Annotated in this window: 13 protein-coding genes and 2 other annotated features; of the genes, 3 read left to right on the forward strand and 10 right to left on the reverse strand. The window is 38.8% G+C overall.

Going from position 1 to position 15163, the window contains the following annotated elements:
• Positions 1-56: 56 nt before the first annotated feature.
• The 4 genes from QUF93_RS24105 to zapA are packed head-to-tail and all read right to left on the reverse strand — an operon-like array spanning position 57 to position 5021.
• Positions 57-2417, reverse strand: a complete 2361-nt coding sequence (locus QUF93_RS24105; RefSeq protein WP_289360424.1) for an endonuclease MutS2 — start codon at positions 2415-2417, stop codon at positions 57-59.
• A gap of 19 nt (positions 2418-2436) precedes the next feature.
• Positions 2437-4155, reverse strand: a complete 1719-nt coding sequence (polX, locus tag QUF93_RS24110; protein ID WP_212935228.1) for a DNA polymerase/3'-5' exonuclease PolX — start codon at positions 4153-4155, stop codon at positions 2437-2439.
• A gap of 55 nt (positions 4156-4210) precedes the next feature.
• Complete coding sequence (locus QUF93_RS24115; RefSeq protein ID WP_002122915.1) at positions 4211-4750, reverse strand: CvpA family protein; 540 nt, start codon at positions 4748-4750, stop codon at positions 4211-4213.
• A 1-nt stretch (position 4751) separates the two neighbouring features.
• A complete protein-coding gene (zapA, locus tag QUF93_RS24120) occupies positions 4752-5021 on the reverse strand; it encodes a cell division protein ZapA (protein WP_002122916.1) in 270 nt (89 codons plus the stop codon).
• Positions 5022-5145: 124 nt separating this feature from the next.
• Between zapA and rnhC the strand changes: the two genes are divergently transcribed.
• Positions 5146-6084 carry a ribonuclease HIII gene (gene rnhC, locus QUF93_RS24125; protein ID WP_289360426.1) on the forward strand — a complete coding sequence of 313 codons (939 nt, stop codon included), beginning with the start codon at positions 5146-5148 and terminating at the stop codon, positions 6082-6084.
• 206 nt (positions 6085-6290) lie between these two features.
• Here rnhC and QUF93_RS24130 read toward each other — a convergent pair whose 3' ends face one another.
• The 6 genes from QUF93_RS24130 to QUF93_RS24155 all read right to left on the reverse strand — a co-directional run bounded on the left by QUF93_RS24130 (position 6291) and on the right by QUF93_RS24155 (position 14044).
• The gene (locus tag QUF93_RS24130) at positions 6291-6425 is read right to left on the reverse strand and encodes a YuzL family protein (RefSeq protein WP_002122927.1); all 135 of its coding nucleotides are present in this window, start codon (positions 6423-6425) and stop codon (positions 6291-6293) included.
• Between the two features lie 82 nt (positions 6426-6507).
• Positions 6508-7410, reverse strand: coding sequence for an SDR family oxidoreductase (locus QUF93_RS24135; RefSeq protein WP_289361011.1), 903 nt, complete (start codon positions 7408-7410; stop codon positions 6508-6510).
• 178 nt (positions 7411-7588) lie between these two features.
• On the reverse strand, positions 7589-8980 hold the full coding sequence (gene asnS, locus QUF93_RS24140; protein ID WP_002122931.1) for an asparagine--tRNA ligase: 1392 nt from the start codon (positions 8978-8980) through the stop codon (positions 7589-7591).
• Between the two features lie 52 nt (positions 8981-9032).
• Positions 9033-9284 (reverse strand) — a binding site (T-box leader).
• A gap of 154 nt (positions 9285-9438) precedes the next feature.
• Positions 9439-11859 (reverse strand): phenylalanine--tRNA ligase subunit beta, encoded by a 2421-nt coding sequence (gene pheT, locus QUF93_RS24145; protein WP_289360429.1) that lies wholly within the window; start codon positions 11857-11859, stop codon positions 9439-9441.
• 18 nt (positions 11860-11877) lie between these two features.
• A complete protein-coding gene (gene pheS / locus QUF93_RS24150; protein WP_000388217.1) occupies positions 11878-12912 on the reverse strand; it encodes a phenylalanine--tRNA ligase subunit alpha in 1035 nt (344 codons plus the stop codon).
• Positions 12913-12955: 43 nt separating this feature from the next.
• Positions 12956-13184, reverse strand: a binding site (T-box leader).
• 62 nt (positions 13185-13246) lie between these two features.
• On the reverse strand, positions 13247-14044 hold the full coding sequence (locus QUF93_RS24155; RefSeq protein ID WP_128856688.1) for a TrmH family RNA methyltransferase: 798 nt from the start codon (positions 14042-14044) through the stop codon (positions 13247-13249).
• 82 nt (positions 14045-14126) lie between these two features.
• On the opposite strand from QUF93_RS24155, the gene sspI reads away from it, so the two are divergent.
• Both sspI and QUF93_RS24165 read left to right on the forward strand, forming a co-directional pair.
• Positions 14127-14336, forward strand: a complete 210-nt coding sequence (sspI, locus tag QUF93_RS24160; RefSeq protein ID WP_000009511.1) for a small acid-soluble spore protein SspI — start codon at positions 14127-14129, stop codon at positions 14334-14336.
• A 174-nt stretch (positions 14337-14510) separates the two neighbouring features.
• On the forward strand, positions 14511-15068 hold the full coding sequence (locus QUF93_RS24165; protein WP_128280774.1) for an HD domain-containing protein: 558 nt from the start codon (positions 14511-14513) through the stop codon (positions 15066-15068).
• The last annotated feature ends 95 nt before the right edge of the window (positions 15069-15163 follow it).

Genomic DNA, 15163 nt, shown 5'->3' on the forward strand with positions numbered 1-15163 from the left:
CTTTTGCAAGTTTGTCCATAAACATATAATGGTTTCCCCTTTTGTTTGGTTGTTTGCTACTTTAATTCGACAACTGTTACGCCTAGGCCTCCCTCACCCATGTCACCGTAACGGTAATTCTTCACGCCGCGGTGCTTCTTCAAGTAATCTTGTACACCTTGGCGAAGTGCTCCTGTACCTTTACCGTGAATAATCGATACGCGGGGATAGCTCGCAAGCTGTGCATCGTCTAAATATTTTTCAACGCGCATCATTGCATCTTCATAACGCTCACCGCGAAGGTCAAGCTCTAACGACACGTGATAATCTCTACCCTTCACACTTGCGACTGCTTTTTTCTCTGTTTGCTTCGGTGTGTTAATGTATTCCATATTAGATTCTTTCACTTTCATCTTCAGAATACCGATTTGTACGTTCCACTCTGTATCACTTACTTTTTTAAGCAATTGACCTTTTTGACCGAACGTTAATACTTTTACTTCATCGCCTGCGCGTAATTGTTGTTTTGGCGCTGTATTTTTCACGTTTACTTTTTGTTTCTTCACAAGCTCTGGCGCCGCACCTTCTAGACGGCTCTTCGCTTCAATAAGCTCATGGTCTTTCACGTTTACAAGCTGTGCTTTACGCAATTGACGAAGTTCTTGAATAATGCCTTCTGCTTCTTTCTTTGCAGCTTCGACTTTTTCTTCCCCTTCTTTTTGCGCTTTTAATAATTTTTCATCGCGCTCATCATTAAATTCAATAATTTGACGCTGTAATTCGCGATGCAGTTTTTCAGATTGCTTACGAAGTGCTTCTGCTTCGTTCCAGTCACGTTCTGCGTTCTTTTGACTTTCTTCTAACTTCGCAATCATATTTTCAATTTTGTTTGTATCTGTACTAATGTGGTTACGAGCTTGATCAATCACGCGATCAGATAATCCAAGGCGTTTCGAAATTTCAAAGGCATTACTACGTCCTGGTACACCGATTAATAATTTATACGTTGGGCTTAACGTGTTCACGTCGAACTCAACGCTCGCATTAATAACTTGCTCACGGTTATATCCGTATGCTTTTAATTCTGGGTAATGCGTCGTTGCAACAACGCGAGCACCACGATTACATACTTCATCTAAGATTGAAATTGCTAATGCAGCCCCTTCTTGCGGGTCTGTTCCAGCTCCTAATTCATCGAATAAAACTAAGCTTTCAAAATCAGCTTTTTCTAAAATATCAACAATGTTCACCATATGTGAGGAGAACGTACTTAAACTTTGTTCAATCGATTGCTCATCACCGATATCAGCAAAGATATTTTTGAATACACAAATCTCTGATTCATCCATTACTGGAATATGAAGACCAGATTGCGCCATTAGTACACAAATACCAACTGTTTTCAGCGTAACTGTTTTACCACCTGTATTCGGTCCTGTAATAACAATTGTCGTGAAATCTTTACCTAGCATAATATTATTTGGCACGATAATTTCTGGATCAATAAGCGGATGACGTGCTTGTCTTAAATCCATATAGCGCTCGTTATTTACGATTGGCTTCGTCGCTTTAATACGCTTCGCATAAAAAGCTTTCGCAAAAATGAAGTCAAGATTCGCAACTACTTCTACGTTCGATAAAACGATATCTGCTTCTACTGCCACTTCTTCTGTTAACATCAATAAGATGCGCTCGATCTCTTGTTTTTCTTTCACTCGTGCTTCTTGAAGCGCGTTATTTAATTCTACAATTACTTGTGGTTCAATAAATAACGTTTGCCCAGAAGCTGATTGATCGTGAACAATACCGCCATATACGCCGCGGTATTCTTGTTTTACTGGGATTACGTAACGTTCGTTACGAATCGTTACAATCGCGTCAGACAGCATCTTTTGCGCGTTGGAAGAACGCGTCATGTTTTCTAACTTTTCACGAATACGGCTTTCCGCAGTACGAATTTGAGTACGAATACCACGCAGTTTATCACTTGCGCTATCGACTACTTCACCGCCATCACCGATGCAATTTGTAATTTTCTTTTCTAAATCATATAAAGATACAATTTGAGCAACATGAGTTTCTAAAATTGGAAGCTCGACACCATTACCAACCATATCTTCAATGAAACGTTTCATATTGCGACTACCATACATCGTATTCGCAATATCAAGTAGTTCATTTGGGCTTAACATACTTCCAATCTTTGCACGCTTCACATTTGAGCGAATATCCGTAATACCACCTAATGGTGCATTACCTTTCAAACGGATTACTTTCGCTGCTTCATCCGTCGTTTCTTGCAGTTCCACAATTTCTTCAAAGTCTGTGCTCGGCACTAAATTCTTCACTTTATCACGACCAAGTGAAGATGCTGTATGTTCAAGTAATTGTTCTTTTACTTTATTGTATTCTAATACACGCAACGTTCTTTCTAACATGTTGCTGGTCCCCCTTGTGTTACTTATTACGTTTAATATAGTCTAATAAACGTTCAATATCCCATGTGTTAATCACGTTATCTTTTTGAATCCACCCTTTACGTGCTGCTGCTACACCTGTTTCCATATCTTCTAACATTTCAAGTGTATGAGCATCCGTATTAATCGCTACTTTTACACCAGCATCTTGTGCTTGCTTTAATAATTTCGCACTTAAATCTAGACGGTTTGGATTCGCATTTAATTCTAAAACTGTATTTGTTTCTTTTGCGAGTTCAATTAATAAATCTGTATCTACATCGTAACCCTCACGGCGTCCAAGAAGACGTCCTGTCGGATGGGCAATCATTGTGACATGCTTATTCTCAAGTGCAGTGCGCAGACGTTTCATAATCTTTTCACGGTCTTGTGAGAAACTAGAATGAATAGCTCCAATTACGTAATCAAGCTCAGCTAATACTTCATCATCGAAATCAAGCGAGGCATCTGGTAAAATGTCCATTTCGATCCCGCGTAAAATTGTAATGTCTGGATATTTTTCATTCATACGTTCAATTTCTTTCGCTTGCTCGCGAAGACGCTCTTTCGTTAAACCGTTCGCAACTTTCAAGTATTGTGAATGATCGGTAATTGCCATAAATTTATATCCACGAGCACGGCATGCTTGTACCATTTCTTCAATTGAAAAAGCACCATCACTCCACGTTGTATGCATATGTAAATCACCTTGTATGTCAGAGAACTGAATTAAGTTCGGATACTCTTTAATTAATTCAATTTCTTTTCCATCTTCACGCACTTCTGGTGGGATGAATGGAAGACCGAAATGAGCGAAGAATGCTTCTTCCGTTTCAAATGTTTTCACTTCACCTGTTTCTAAGTTTTCTACACCGTACTCACTAATTTTTTCGCCTTTATCTTTTGCGATTTGGCGCATTTTTACGTTATGATCTTTTGATCCTGTGAAGTGGTGAAGCGTTGTAATAAACTCTTCTGGTTTTACTAAGCGGAAATCGATTGAAATATCATATTCATATTGAAGACGAACAGAAACTTTCGTATCACCGCTCGCGATCACTTCAATCATATTATCGAACTGTAGTAAATGCTCACGTACTGCTGCTGGTTCTGTCGTTGCAATAATGAAGTCTAAATCCTTCACTGTCTCACGAACACGGCGTAAGCTACCAGCACGAGAGAAACGAACTACCTCAGCGATATTCGACAATTTCTCCTCTATTTCCCCGGCAATAGGCAATACCATCGCAATTGGCAAACGCTCTGGACGAGAGCCTACTTGATCGATTGCTTCTAATATTTTCTCTTCTGTTTTTTTACCGAAACCAGCTAAAGCTTGTACTTTATTTTCCTCACAAGCAGCTTTTAACGTCTCCATATCAATAACGCCTAGCTCTTTATATAACTTAGCTACCTTCTTACCACCAAGGCCTGGTAGTTTTAATAACGGTAATAAACTACTTGGTACTTCTTTTTCAAGTTCTTGTAATACTTCAGATGTTCCCGATTCTATATATTCTTGAATAACTGCTGCCGTTCCTTTTCCGATGCCTGGAATCTTTGTGAAATCTTCAATTTCAGAAAGACTACGATCATCACTCTCTAGCGCTGCCGCCGCTTTACGGAATGCAGATATTTTAAATGGATTCGTACCCTTTAATTCCATAAATAGGCCGATTGTCTCTAGTAATTTAATAACTTGTTTTTTATTTACTTTCATGATTCTCCCGCCTTTCGTTCATAGAAAAAAACTCCTCTTTCTGAAAAAAGAGAAGTTATACTCTGCTACCTGTCTGCCATAGCTCCTTCACCTTTTCAGAAAGAATCGGTGTATCGTCTACAATTATTTTGCTAATTGATGATTTTTGTAATGGTGTTTGTATTTGTTCAATTGGAAGGATTGTTCCAACAATAATTAAGACAAACAGAATGATATACACTTCTAAAAAGCCAAGAAGTGCCCCAGCAACCGCATTGACTTGCTTTAAAACTGGGATTTCTGCAAACATATTCAGTAAATTACCAAGTAATGAAAGTGCGATTTTTGTAATAATAAATAATACAATAAACGCAAGTGCTTGATAGAAGACACCCTCAATATTATTCGCATCTATCCATTCTGGAACAGAAACATTCTTATCAAATGGATACGGAATAATTTTCGCAAGTGCTGGCGCTAAATCTTTACAGTACCAGTATGCAACGAGGTATGCGATAATAAAGCTTGTTAACTTTACAAGTTGCAAAATAAACCCTCTGCGTAAACCGAGGAAAAACCCCATAACAAGCAATAAAATGATAATAATATCAATCATGTTATTCAATTCCTTTTTGTGTCATACTTTCTTTCAATTTCTCATGTTCTTCTTTTAATTTTATGTAATCGTGTATGACGTTTATCGCCGTCAATACCGCTAGTCTACTCGTATCAAGCGAAGGATTCTTGGCATTGAGTTCGCGCATTTTATCATCCACAATCGCTGCTACCATGCGGATATGACTTGTACTTTCATCGCCAACAACTGAATATTGTTGACCATATATTTCTACATTAATTCGACTTTTATTTCCCTTTTGTTGTGACAACTCACCGGCCTCCAATCACGTACAGAATCCTAAAGTTTATCATACCATGAACCATCATAATATGGAAACAGAAAGAACAATCCGATATGATAAAAATAACAATATAAAAAAAGGGGCGACCATTTTGTCAAATTCTATCGTAATACAAACAAGTTCTACAGTAATTGAAGACATGAAACAACAATATAAACAAGCGCTTAGCCCAAAAATTCCGCAAGGCGGTATCTTTATGGCAAAGGTGCCATCTTGTACGATTACAGCGTATAAATCTGGAAAAGTAATGTTCCAAGGAGGCCGTGCTGAAGCAGAAGCTTCTCGTTGGCAAACTGTCTCTCAAACACCAAAATCAGCTGTGAAAAAATCGGTCAATTCACATCGTTATGCGCCGCCCGCTTCCATCGGTACAATGTCTATTCTAGGATCAGACGAAGTAGGTACCGGTGATTACTTCGGACCGATGACAGTAGTTGCTGTATATGTGGATGCGAAGCAAATTCCACTTTTAAAAGAACTTGGTGTAAAAGACTCCAAAAACTTAAACGATACTCAAATTGCTGAGATTGCAAAACAACTCCTTCACGTTGTTCCTTATAGCTCTCTCGTTCTTCACAATGAAAAATATAATGAGCTATTTGATAAAGGAAACAACCAAGGTAAACTGAAGGCTTTACTGCATAATAAAGCCATCACAAACTTATTAGCTAAAATTGCACCTACAACACCTGAGGGCATCTTAATCGACCAATTTACACAGCCTGATACATACTATAAATACTTAGCGAAACAAAAACAGGTACAACGTGAAAATGTTTATTTCGCTACAAAAGGTGAAAGCGTCCATTTAGCAGTAGCCGCCGCTTCCATTTTGGCTCGTTACTCATTCGTAAAACAATTTGACGAACTAAGCAAAAAAGCTGGCATGCCACTTCCAAAAGGTGCTGGTAAACAAGTTGATATTGCCGCTGCTAAATTAATTCAAAAAGTCGGTAAAGAAAGACTGCCTGAGTTTGTGAAGCTGCATTTTGCTAACACGGAGAAGGCTTTTCGTTTATTAAAAAAATAACTACTTTTTAGTATCGACATGATTTTCATGAACTAAACAAGGCGAAAAGAATTGAATTCTTTTCGCCTTTTACGGATGAAAAATGGGTAAATAGGATCTCACACGTTCCTATTTTCGTCGTATTTCTTCGATATATCGATATATTTCCATTTCGGCCGATATCCGTTCATTTACTATTCACATAAAAAAGGGATCCCTTTTTATGTTTAACTTCGCTTCTGCTTCTTATTTGATGAAGGTACTTTATGAGAACCCGTTTCATGCGTAGTCGTTCCTTGTCCTTCCACTTCTGAAGAACCTAAGCTTGATCTAGAATGGTCTGTTTTCACTTTCTTACTCATTACAATCACCCCCAAGATTACTTTTTACTTAAGGGTAAAAAACTATTCAACATAACACTCTGAACAGACACTCGCTACTCTTTTACTCTCGTGTCTGTTTTTCACTAATGTCCCATAGACGTTTTGCGGCATCCTTATCCAAGGCAACTTCAGACGTTTTTCCTATTTGCTTATCGGCATAGTAACCGCCACTATGATTAGTAACTCCAATTGATTCCGCTAGCCATATTAAAGTTTCAGCACCTTCCTCAGGCGTACGAGAGAAAGGTTTCATTGCTGCCATAGTTAATCGAGCAACCAGACCATTGTCCTGGTTAAAATTCGTATTCACTAGCCCCGGGTCAAAGCTATAAGCACTAACACCCGTTCCCTCCAACCGCTGTGCCAATTCAGAGGTGAATAAAATGTTAGCTAGTTTTGTTTGTGCATAACGCATTGTAGGACCGCCCATGAACTTCTTAACACCACGATACAGTTGTTCTGCATCTAAATCACCGAAATCAATTCCCTTTTTAGCCATTTTGTGACCGTGAGATGCGGTGGTGATAACACGAGCAGGAACACTTTCCTTTAAACGCTCCAACAACAAATTAGTGAGCAGGAATGGACCTAAATGGTTAACCGCCCAAGTCATCTCCAAACCGTCCTCCGTAAGCTGCCTTGTTTGAAATAAAGCACCCGCATTATTCACTAATATATCAATTCTCGGACACCTTTCTAAAATCTCAGTAGCTACCCGGCGTATAGATTGCTGGGAAGCCATATCAGCGAAAAATATATCTACCACTGCATTCCCATTCGTTAAATTTTCAATTTGAGTCATAACATCATTCGCTTTTACTTCATTACGTGCAATGATTCCTAGTTTGGCACCGCGTTCTGCAAATGCCTTAGCTGCCGCTAATCCAATACCACTTGTTGCACCGGTGATTACTATATACTTGTCACGTAATGTCCATTTTGTATGAATTGGAATTTCCCCCATCGTCCCCAAACCCCTTTCCCATTCCTATAAATGTTGCATTCGCTTTACTATATATGAAAGGAGAAGGAAACTTTGAACAACATTTTTTCCAATCTTGAAATACTTATAAAATTCGAGTTCTAGTTACACCCTTTTCCAATAAAAAAAGCGAGAGCAGTTGCTCTCGCTTTTTTCTATCTTAAAACTCTGAAGAACCTGGAGTTCTTGGGAATGGAATTACGTCACGGATGTTAGCCATACCAGTGATGTACATTAGGAAGCGCTCGAAACCTAGACCGAATCCAGCGTGTTTTGTACCGCCGTATTTTCTAAGTTCTAAGTACCACCAGTAGTCCTCTTCGTTCATACCTAATTCTTTAATTCTGTCTACTAAAACATCCATTCTTTCTTCACGTTGACTTCCGCCGATTAATTCGCCGATGCCAGGAACTAGAAGGTCAGTAGCTGCTACTGTTTTTCCATCTTCGTTCATACGCATGTAGAATGCTTTAATGTCTTTCGGATAGTCAGTTACGAATACAGGGCGTTTGAAGATTTCTTCTGATAAGTATCTTTCGTGCTCTGTTTGTAAGTCAATACCCCATTCTACTGGGTATTTGAAGTCAGCACCTGATTCTTGAAGTACTTTAATTGCTTCTGTATAAGTGATGCGACCGAAGTCAGAGTTGATTACATTGTTCATGCGCTCTAGAACTGTTTTATCAACGAAGCTGTTGAAGAAGTCCATTTCTTCTGGTGCATGCTCTAGTACGTATTTCATTGCATATTTCAGCATATCTTCTGTAAGATCCATTACATCGCCTAATTCAGCGAATGCAATCTCAGGCTCAACCATCCAGAACTCAGCTGCGTGGCGAGTTGTGTTTGAGTTTTCTGCACGGAATGTAGGTCCGAATGTGTACACATCACGGAACGCTAGTGCATAAGCTTCAGCATTCAGCTGTCCACTTACTGTTAAGTTTGTTTCTTTACCGAAGAAGTCTTTTGATTCGTCAACTTGTCCGTCTTCACCTTTTGGTACGTTGTTTAAGTCTTGCGTTGTTACGCGGAACATTTCGCCTGCACCTTCTGTATCACTACCAGTGATAATTGGTGTGTGAACATGTACGAAACCACGCTCTTGGAAGAACTGGTGAATCGCAAATGCTGCGATAGAACGTACACGGAACGTTGCAGAGAATGCATTTGTTCTTGGACGTAAGTGAGCGATTGTACGTAAGTATTCAAACGTATGACGCTTCTTTTGAAGTGGGTAATCAGAATCTGATAAGCCCTCGATATCAATTTTTTCTGCTTTAATTTCAAATGGTTGCTTCGCTCCAGGCGTTGCAATTACTTTACCTTCTACTTTAACTGAAGAGCTAAGTGGAAGCTTTGCAATTTCTTTGAAGTTCTCTAATTCTGTATCGAAAACGATTTGAACACCTTTGAAGAAGCTACCGTCGTTTAATTCGATGAAACCAAATGCTTTTGAATCACGTAAGTTACGAATCCAACCTGATACTTGTACTGTTTGATCTGCGTATTTATCTGTATCTCTATACAGACTTTTTACTAATGTGTTTTCCATAGTAAAATTCTCCTTTACTGATATATTTAAATACAAAAAAACCTTTCATCCATAAAGGGACGAAAGGTTAAACTTCGCGGTACCACCCAATTTGTCATAAAGACCAACTTTAACTCGTATGTAATACATACTTCCCGGTTTGTAACAGGCCGGATTCCCGTCTAAGTCTACTCTTGAATACAAGTTTCAATTTCGGTTAGCAACTCCAAGGTGTTCTTCACATATACCGCCTCATCAGGCTCTCACCGCCCCTGACTCGCTTTGGATTATAGTATATACTACTTTTCCTTATCATCGTCTTTCGTTTTGTTAAACTAAAATTAATGTACTACATTCGAGGGAAAGATGCAAGATGCCTTGATATATATCGGCGTTTTTTATAATATATCGAATTACCGATAACACTCGACAACCGCTCCAATAAAAAAATTGCCGGAATTAAATCCGGCAATTTTCAATTACTTACGTAACTCCGCACCAAATTTCTCTTCTACCGCTGTTAATACACGGCTATGTGCTTCTGTTACTTCTTCGTCTGTTAATGTACGTTCTGCATCGAAGTAGTTCATAGAGAATGCAAGTGATTTCTTGCCTTCTTCCATTTTTTCACCTTCGTATAAGTCGAATAGCGTTACTTCTTTCAGAAGTTCTCCGCCAGCTTCAGCAATTACTTGCTTCATTTCACCAGCTTTTGTTTCTGTTGTTACTACAACAGCCATGTCACGTGTCATAGATGGGAAACGTGGAATTGCTGAGTAATAAGTTTCTTCCACGTCTGCACCGAATACTTTTGCAAGAGATAGTTCGAATACGAATGTATCTTTCACATCTAATTGTTTTTGCGCTTCAGGGTGCAATTGACCGATGAATCCAATTACTTCGCCATCTAATACAATGTCAGCTGTACGGCCTGGGTGCATACCTTCACGTTTTGCTGGTGCATATGTGATTTGGTTTGCAACGCCAAGTACGTCGAATAATCCTTCAAGCACACCTTTAACAACGAAGAAGTCTACAACTTTCTTCTCACCTTGCCATGCATGGTGAAGAGCAAGACCTGTCATAACACCTGCAAGATGTTGTTCTTCTTTCGGAAGTTCTCCTGCTTCTGTCGGTAAGAAGATAGAACCTACTTCGTATAAAGCAACACTGTCATTTTTACGTGCAACATTGTATGAAACTGCCTCTAACAATTGTGGCACTAAGCTTAAACGAAGTTGGCTACGCTCTTCACTCATTGGAAGCGCAAGATTTACAGGAGCTTTTTCGTTCGGCTCAACCATATATTGTTTCGCTTTGTCAGCGCTTGTTAATGAATATGTGATTGCTTCATATAAACCAGCACCTTCTAGGAAGCGACGTACTTTACGACGTTTCGTTTGTGCTGATGTTAATTTACCACGTGTCATCGTTCCAGAAGGTAATGTAACTGGAATGTGGTCATAACCGTATAGACGGCCCACTTCTTCTACTAAGTCTTCTGAAATTGTAATATCAGGACGACGTGCTGGTACATTTACATGGAATGTGCCTTCTACTTCTGTGAATGGGAATTTCAAGTTTGTGAACATTGTACCCATTTCACTTGCAGAAATATCTGTACCTAATACACGGTTTACTTTTTCAGCTGTAACAGATACTGTACGCTCTTGTACTTGTAAGTTATCAGCTTCTACTACGCCTTCAAGCGCTTCTCCGCCAGCGTATTTCGCCATTAAAGCAGCTGCGTGTTGAATCGCTTCGAATGTACGTGTTGGGTCGATTCCTTTTTCAAAACGTGCACTTGATTCACTACGAAGACCTAAGTCTTTTGATGTACGGCGCACTGTTTGACCTGCAAAGTATGCAGACTCAATTAGAACGTTTACTGTATCGCTATCAACTTCAGAATCAGCTCCGCCCATTACCCCAGCAACAGCTAAAGCTTTTGTGCCGTTTGTAATTACAAGATGGTGCTCTTGTAACGTACGTTCTTGAGCATCTAATGTTTGAATTTTTTCGCCTTCTTTTGCAAGACGAACAACGATTTCTTTTGAACCTAATTTATCGTAATCGAATGCATGTAACGGTTGACCGTATTCCATTAAAATGTAGTTTGTAATATCAACTACATTGCTAATTGGACGAATGCCAGCTGCCATAAGGCGAGTTTGCATCCACATTGGTGATGGACCAATCTTTACGTTCTTCACCATTTTTGCAATGTATAACGGATTTTCTTCTTTCGCTTCTACACTTACAGAAATATAGTCAGAAGTTTTTTCTGCTGTTTCTTGTAAGTCGATAGCTGGAAGTTTTACTTCACGGCCATAAATAGCAGCTACTTCATATGCAACACCTAACATGTTTAAGCAATCTGCACGGTTTGGTGTTAAACCAAGCTCAAGTACTTCATCATGTAAGTTTAAAATTTCAAGTGCATCTGCTCCAACTTCAGCGTCACTTGGGAAGATGAAAATACCATCTGCGTATTCTTTTGAAACTAACTTTCCATCAATGCCAAGCTCTTGAAGAGCACAAACCATACCGTGAGAAGCTTCACCGCGTAGTTTTGCTTTTTTAATTTTGAAGTTACCAGGAAGTACAGCGCCAACTTTTGCAACTGGTACTTTTAAACCTTTTGCAATATTAGCAGCTCCACAAATAATTTGTACTGGCTCTTCTTCACCGATATCGATTAAGCATTTGCTTAATTTGTCAGCTTCTGGGTGTTTTTCACATTCTAATACGTGACCAACTACAACACCTTTTACACCTTTATTTAATACTTCAACGCCTTCTACTTCAATACCACTTTTCGTGATTTTGTCTGCTAGTTCTTGTGCTGTTACATCTTTAATATCTACATACTCTTGTAACCAACGATATGATACGAACATATTTATCCTCTCCTTCCCTTACGCTCGTTTGAATTGTTGTAAGAAACGTACATCATTTGTATAGAAATGACGAATGTCATCTACGCCGTATTTCAACATTGCGATACGCTCTGCGCCCATACCGAATGCGAAACCTTGATATTCTTTTGAATCATAACCAGCCATTTCAAGTACGTTCGGATGAACCATACCTGCGCCTAGAATTTCAATCCAGCCAGTCCCTTTACAAGTGCCGCAACCTTTACCGTGACACATCATACAAGAAATATCCATCTCTACAGATGGCTCTGTGAATGGGAAGAAACTTGGACGAAGACGGATTTCACGATCTTCACCGAACATCTTTTTCACGAATACTTGCAGTGTACCTTTTAAATCACTCATACGAATGTTTTTATCAATTACAAGACCTTCAATTTGCATGAACTGGTGTGAATGTGTCGCATCATCGTCATCGCGGCGATACACTTTACCAGGACAAATAATTTTGATTGGGCCTTTTTCTTTATTATTTTCCATCGTACGTGCTTGCACAGAAGATGTATGTGTACGTAGTAACGTTTCTTCTGTAATGTAGAATGTATCTTGCATATCACGTGCTGGGTGATCTTTCGGTAAGTTTAGTGCCTCGAAGTTGTAGTAGTCTTTTTCTACTTCTGTTCCTTCAGCTACTTCATAACCCATACCGATGAATACATCTTCAATTTGTTCTACAACAGCTGTTAACGGATGGTGACACCCTGTTTCAACAGGACGACCTGGCAGTGTAACATCAATTGTTTCAGTAGCTAATTTCGCTTCAATTACTGCTTTTTCTAAGTTACCAATTTTGTCGTCTAGACGCGTTTGAATCGCTTCACGTACTTCATTTACTAATGCTCCCATACGTGGACGCTCTTCTGCTGATAATTTTCCCATGCCGCGTAATACTTCTGTAATTGGGCCTTTCTTCCCTAAATACGCTACGCGTACGTCGTTTAAGCCTTTTAGCTCTTTCGCTTCTTCAATAAGCTCTAACGCTTTTTGCTTTAGCTCTTTTAAACGTGCTTCCATTTGGAACCCTCCTAATTTTAAAAATAAAAAAACCTCGCTCCCAAAAAGGGACGAGGTAAATTCGCGGTACCACCCTAAATTGACAGAACAAGTCTGCCCACTCATTAGTTATAACGATCAATTCTGACCGGAACGCCTTTACATATAAATGGTCCTGGCGTCAACTCCAGAGGTGAATTCACTTCCGTCTACCATAAGAATGCTTTCAGTCTATGGCACTCTCTCCCTATATGGCGATTTTGTAAGCTACTCTTCTCTATCAACGTTTTTCGTTATTTAACTTTTATTGTATGTTCATTACAAACATATACTTCAACTTATTATAAGAAGTTTTTTATTTGTTCGCAACCGGGCTTTGTAAATAATACGTTAAAATCCCTGCTGCAACCGCAACATTTAATGATTCTGCCCCGCCATAAATTGGAATATACAAGTTTTGATCAGTTTTTGCAAGAATTTCTTGGCGTACGCCGCTTCCTTCATTTCCTACAATTAATGCAAAACTTCCTGTCGGTGTTACTTCACCAAATGGAACTCCATTTTCAAGAGCTGTTCCATATACAGGGACGTTATTTTCTTTTAACTTGTCTACCCACTCTTCTAAGTTCCCTTTTACAATCGGTAAGTGAAAAATAGAACCTTGTGTAGAGCGTAGTACTTTACTATTATAAACATCAACGCACCCTTCTCCAAGCACAACGGCATGAATACCAGCTGCATCAGCTGTACGAATAATCGTTCCCAAATTACCCGGGTCTTGAAGGCCGTCTAATAAAAGAAATTTCCCATCAGTAAGAGCTACTTCTTTCTCATGTTTCTCACAAACAGCAAATACGCCTTGCGTTGTTTCAGTTTCGCGAAGTACTTTTACAATTGCTTCAGGCACAATATACATTTCAACATCATTAACTGTCCAATCTTTCGGAAGATCTGTCTGATCTGAAACGATAAGCTCTGTTACAACTCCCGCCTTTAACGCTTCCTCTACTAAATGGAATCCTTCTACAAAAAATAAACCTTTTTTATCGCGCTCTTTTTTCGTCTGCAGCTTTTTCCACTGCTTCACACGCGGGTTTTGTACTGAATCAATGTTTTTCATAATATGTATTTCCCTCTCTTCTTGTCTTATCATTATAGCCTATTTTTCATACATATTTACATAAAAAAGAACAAAAACTAACGTCAGTTTCAATTCTGAAGAAGAGGTGAAGATAATGAGTTTTAATTTACGTGGCGCTGTATTAGCGAATGTATCTGGAAATTCACAAGACCAATTACAAGAAACGATTGTCGATGCAATTCAAAGCGGTGAAGAAAAAATGCTTCCAGGTCTTGGCGTTTTATTTGAAGTCATTTGGAAAAATGCTGATGAAAATGAAAAACACGAAATGTTAGGAACACTGGAGCAAGGATTAAAAAAATAAACAATAAAAGGTCACCTTAGAAACTTAAGGTGACCTTTTATGTCTATAAAATTTTTCTTCTCCTAAACATTTCTACTTTACTAAAAGCTAATTGATGGAGTACAATGTTCAAAATACATTTAAACCGATCGATTTTCTTCATATACATCAATAGATAAAAGGAGTGAATGTTTTATGCACCGTATTACGCTTGAACAAATTTTTAAACATCACATTACACAAAAATATGTAAACCGTTCTGGAATGGTCCACGCGATTGCTGTCGCTTACCATGCGTTTCACTTAGCTAAAAAGCATCACGCCTCAGTCGACGCTGCGACAAAGGCTGGTTTCCTTCATGATATCGGACATCATACATGGTACAGTGAGGGAGAATGGGACTATGACTTGTATAAAAAGAATGATATACATGCGATTAAAGGAGCGGAAAGAGCTCATAAATTATTAATCCGATTAGGGGAACACCCGAAACTAGCAAAAGAAATTTCTGTTGCAATTCTTCTGCACACTGATTCTTTCCTACTAGAACAAACGCTTGAAAGAACACCTCTACAAAACGTTATTAAATGGGCAGATGAAGCAGATGAAGAGCCAGGCGGAGCACATCATTATAGAACGATTTCTTATGAAAAAGCACTAAAAGCAATGCAGCAGTTAGATCGATTGGTAGAGCGTGAATTGCAAATAGAGCAATCGAAATCGAATAACAAAACAGAACATAGTTATCAATGAGAAAGAGGCATCACTACAGAGTGATACCTCTTTTATTATTTTCCCCAGAAAAAATATACAGAACATTTCAAATCACTATCTTTTATGCAATATTT

It is taken from the genome of Bacillus hominis (assembly GCF_030348325.1).
Taxonomy (GTDB): domain Bacteria; phylum Bacillota; class Bacilli; order Bacillales; family Bacillaceae_G; genus Bacillus_A; species Bacillus_A hominis.

What these genes read in the sequence shown, in the direction of transcription:
- QUF93_RS24105 (WP_289360424.1), bottom strand. Translation starts at nt 2,417, where the DNA reads ATGTTAGAAAGAACGTTGCGTGTATTAGAATACAATAAAGTAAAAGAA.
- polX (WP_212935228.1), bottom strand. Translation starts at nt 4,155, where the DNA reads ATGAAAGTAAATAAAAAACAAGTTATTAAATTACTAGAGACAATCGGC.
- QUF93_RS24115 (WP_002122915.1), bottom strand. Translation starts at nt 4,750, where the DNA reads ATGATTGATATTATTATCATTTTATTGCTTGTTATGGGGTTTTTCCTC.
- QUF93_RS24130 (WP_002122927.1), bottom strand. Translation starts at nt 6,425, where the DNA reads ATGAGTAAGAAAGTGAAAACAGACCATTCTAGATCAAGCTTAGGTTCT.
- QUF93_RS24135 (WP_289361011.1), bottom strand. Translation starts at nt 7,410, where the DNA reads ATGGGGGAAATTCCAATTCATACAAAATGGACATTACGTGACAAGTAT.
- asnS (WP_002122931.1), bottom strand. Translation starts at nt 8,980, where the DNA reads ATGGAAAACACATTAGTAAAAAGTCTGTATAGAGATACAGATAAATAC.
- pheT (WP_289360429.1), bottom strand. Translation starts at nt 11,859, where the DNA reads ATGTTCGTATCATATCGTTGGTTACAAGAGTATGTAGATATTAAAGAT.
- pheS (WP_000388217.1), bottom strand. Translation starts at nt 12,912, where the DNA reads ATGGAAGCACGTTTAAAAGAGCTAAAGCAAAAAGCGTTAGAGCTTATT.
- QUF93_RS24155 (WP_128856688.1), bottom strand. Translation starts at nt 14,044, where the DNA reads ATGATAAGACAAGAAGAGAGGGAAATACATATTATGAAAAACATTGAT.
- sspI (WP_000009511.1), top strand. Translation starts at nt 14,127, where the DNA reads ATGAGTTTTAATTTACGTGGCGCTGTATTAGCGAATGTATCTGGAAAT.
- QUF93_RS24165 (WP_128280774.1), top strand. Translation starts at nt 14,511, where the DNA reads ATGCACCGTATTACGCTTGAACAAATTTTTAAACATCACATTACACAA.